This is a genomic window from Embleya sp. NPDC059213, assembly GCF_042754445.1.
Taxonomy (GTDB): Bacteria; Actinomycetota; Actinomycetes; order Streptomycetales; family Streptomycetaceae; genus Embleya.
Genome location: NZ_JBHZAV010000378.1, coordinates 1 through 2,929, shown reverse-complemented (window position 1 = coordinate 2,929; position 2,929 = coordinate 1). Strand labels below are relative to the sequence as shown.

At 72.5% G+C, this 2,929-nt stretch carries 2 protein-coding genes; both read right to left on the bottom strand.

Going from position 1 to position 2,929, the window contains the following annotated elements; all coding sequences use genetic code 11:
- Positions 1-164 precede the first annotated feature (164 nt).
- Positions 165-1,760 (bottom strand): ABC transporter substrate-binding protein, encoded by a 1,596-nt coding sequence (locus ACFXMF_RS47350; protein ID WP_379992794.1) that lies wholly within the window; start codon positions 1,758-1,760, stop codon positions 165-167.
- A 51-nt stretch (positions 1,761-1,811) separates the two neighbouring features.
- Entirely contained in the window at positions 1,812-2,774 is a 963-nt protein-coding gene (locus tag ACFXMF_RS47345; protein WP_379992793.1) for a zinc-binding dehydrogenase, read from the bottom strand.
- Positions 2,775-2,929 lie beyond the last annotated feature (155 nt).

Genomic DNA, 2,929 nt, shown 5'->3' with positions numbered 1-2,929 from the left:
AACCAGCCCGGCCGGCGTTTGAGGCCACCCAGCCCCGCCGGCGCTTGAGGCGAACCAGCCCGGCCGGCGTTTGAGGCCACCCAGCCCCGCCGGCGCTTGAGGCGAACCAGCCCGGCCGGCGCATGAGGCCAGATCAGCCCGGCCGGCACCTGAGGCCAAAACCCCTAACCCCGAAGGTGCAGCTTCGCCAACGCCACGCGACCAACCGCAAGCTGCCGAACCGACACCGACTCGACCCGCCCACTCCGCCCCACCACGCCCATCGGATACACCGGCGGCAACACCACCGCATCGCGAGCCACGATCTCCCCCGCGACCCGCGTGAGTGTCGCCCGCCGAGCCGTATCCGCCATCCCCCGAGCCTGCTCGACCAACCGGTCCAGCTCCGGATTCACGTACCCCGTGCTGTCCACACTCGTCGACACCGCCGCCGACAACACCGCAAAGCCCGTCCGCCCGACCGCATACCCCGACCCCCGCAGATCCACGAGCGCCACATCGAAGTCCCCGGTCCGCCGCCGCGCAGCCCACGTCGCCGAGTCCACCTTCTCGACCACCACGGTGAACCCGACCCGGTTCCACCCCTCGGCCAACACCCGCGCCACATCCGGCACTTCCGCAGCGTCCCCGACCACCGCAAGCAGCGTGAACCGCACCCCCGGCGACCCCGCCACCGGCGCCTCGCCGAACATCGCGGTGACCCGCTCCGGCTCCACCGTCGGCCCCGCGGTCGCACTCGGACTCGGCTTGGGGGACGCGGTCGGCGAAACCCCGCGACCGTAGGGGGTGTACTCCGGGTCCCACCCCTCGTTGCCCGGCCCCAGCGGCCCCTGCCCGATCACCGCGTCCCCCCGGTAGACCTCCTGCGACACCCGGGTCCGGTCCATCCCGAAGGCCAACGCCCGCCGCACCGCGACGTTGTCGAACGGCGGCCGGCGCAGATTCGGCAACACCACCAGGTCCGCCGGCCCGCTCGCGGCCTGCACGTACGTGCCGTCGCCCTTGCGCAACCGCCGCACCTGCTCCGGCGTCGGCCGCGGGTACACCCGGACACGATCCGCCTTCAGATCGGCCACCCCGTCGGCCGAGACCCGGAAATCGATGCCCTCCAGCGGCGCGGCCTTGCCGTGATGCTCGGGATCCCGGCGCAGCGAGACCACTCCCCCGGCCGCACTCACGAGCCGGAACGGCCCGGTACCCACCAACGCCCGAGGATCACCCAGCGTCGCCCGATGCGGAATCGGCAGGCAGGCCAGGAAGGCCCGCAACGCCCCGAACGGCCTGGGCAGCTCGATCCGTACCGTCTGCGCGTCCAGTGCCTGGATCACGCCGAACCGACCCGCCAGCCACGGCGCCCAGTCCCCGGCCGTCGCCGGATCGCCGACCCGGCGCAGGCAGTCCACCACGTGCTCGGCGGTGAACGGATCGCCGCCGTGAAAGCGCACCCCCGCGCGCAGCCGGATGGTCCAGCTCAACCCGTCCGGCGCGATCAGCGGATCCGCCCCGGCCAACACCGGCCCGATCGTGGTGTCGTCCCGGTAGGTGTACAGCGCCTCGACCACGGGGTCGGCGATCCACCGCGCCGACTCGGCCGTCGAGTGCACGGGGTTGAGCACCTCGGGCAATCGCGGCAGGCCCACCACGAGCGTGCCGCCCGTGCGCAGCTCGTTGCCGGAACACGCGGCGAGCAGGCCACCGGAAGCCGCGACCACCCCCGTACCGGCCCCGAGGGCGAGCAGGCGGCGACGGGACAACGGCATCCGGCGGTCCTTCCCAGACGACCCGGGCAAGCCCGGACCGGCGTGTGTCGATCAAGCGGTGAGGACGATCTTGCCGAACAGATCGCCCTCGGCCAACCGACGGAACCCCTCGCGCGCCTCGGTCAGCGGCAACACGGTGTCGATCACCGGCCGCACCCCGCCGTGCGCGCACAACCGCAGCAGACCCGCGAGTTCGTCCTTGTCGCCCATCGTGGAGCCGACCACGCGCAGTTCGTGGAAGAAGATCCTGGTGAGTTCGGCGGCCTGCGGCCGGTCGCCCGAGGTGGCACCGGAGATCACCAGCGTGCCGCCGGGCCGAAGGCTCTTGACCGAGTGCGACCAGGTGGCCGCGCCGACCGTCTCCATCACCGCGTCGACCCGCTCGGGCAGCCGGGCTCCGGACGCGAAGGCCGCGTCGGCGCCGAGTTCGAGCGCGCGGGCCCGCTTGGCCTCGTCCCGGCTGGTCACCCAGATCCGGTAGCCGGCCGCCTTGCCGAGCACCACCAGCGCGGTGGACACCCCGCCGCCGGCTCCCTGCACGAGCACCGTGCCGCCGGGCCGCACGCCCGAGTTGGTGAACAACATCCGGTACGCGGTCAGCCACGCGGTGGGCAGGCAGCAGGCTTGCTCGAAGGACAACTCGGCGGGCTTGGGCAGCAGGTTCCAGCGCGGTACCGCGACCTTCTCCGCGAAGGTGCCGTCGTAGCGCTCGGTCAGGATCGACCGGGGCTCGTCGGTGCCCAGGCCGCCGATCACCGAGTGCACGACGACCTCGTTGCCGTCCTCGTCGATCCCGGCCGCGTCGCAGCCCAGGATCATCGGCAGCCGCTCCGAGGTGATGCCCACACCCTTGAGGGTCCACAGGTCGTGGTGGTTGAGCGACGCGGCCTTGACGGTCACGGTCGTCCACCCGGGTGGCAGCCCGCCGTCCTGCCCCGGTTCGGGGCGTTCCCCGAGCCGAAGGCCGGTCAGCGGGTCCTGGGCGTCGATGCTCACGGCGGTCACGGCAAACATGGGAGGCACCCTACTGACGACGTGTGCGGGCCCCCCCCGCGGGCGGGGCCCACACCGCCACCGGGCGCCGCGGGTGGGGTCTCGTATAAACAAAAGACGCGGCCCACCACAAACGCAGTGTTTATAACGGGGGGGGCCGGGGGATTAAAAAAGGG

What these genes read in the sequence shown, in the direction of transcription:
- ACFXMF_RS47345 (WP_379992793.1), bottom strand. Translation starts at nt 2,774, where the DNA reads ATGTTTGCCGTGACCGCCGTGAGCATCGACGCCCAGGACCCGCTGACC.
- ACFXMF_RS47350 (WP_379992794.1), bottom strand. Translation starts at nt 1,760, where the DNA reads ATGCCGTTGTCCCGTCGCCGCCTGCTCGCCCTCGGGGCCGGTACGGGG.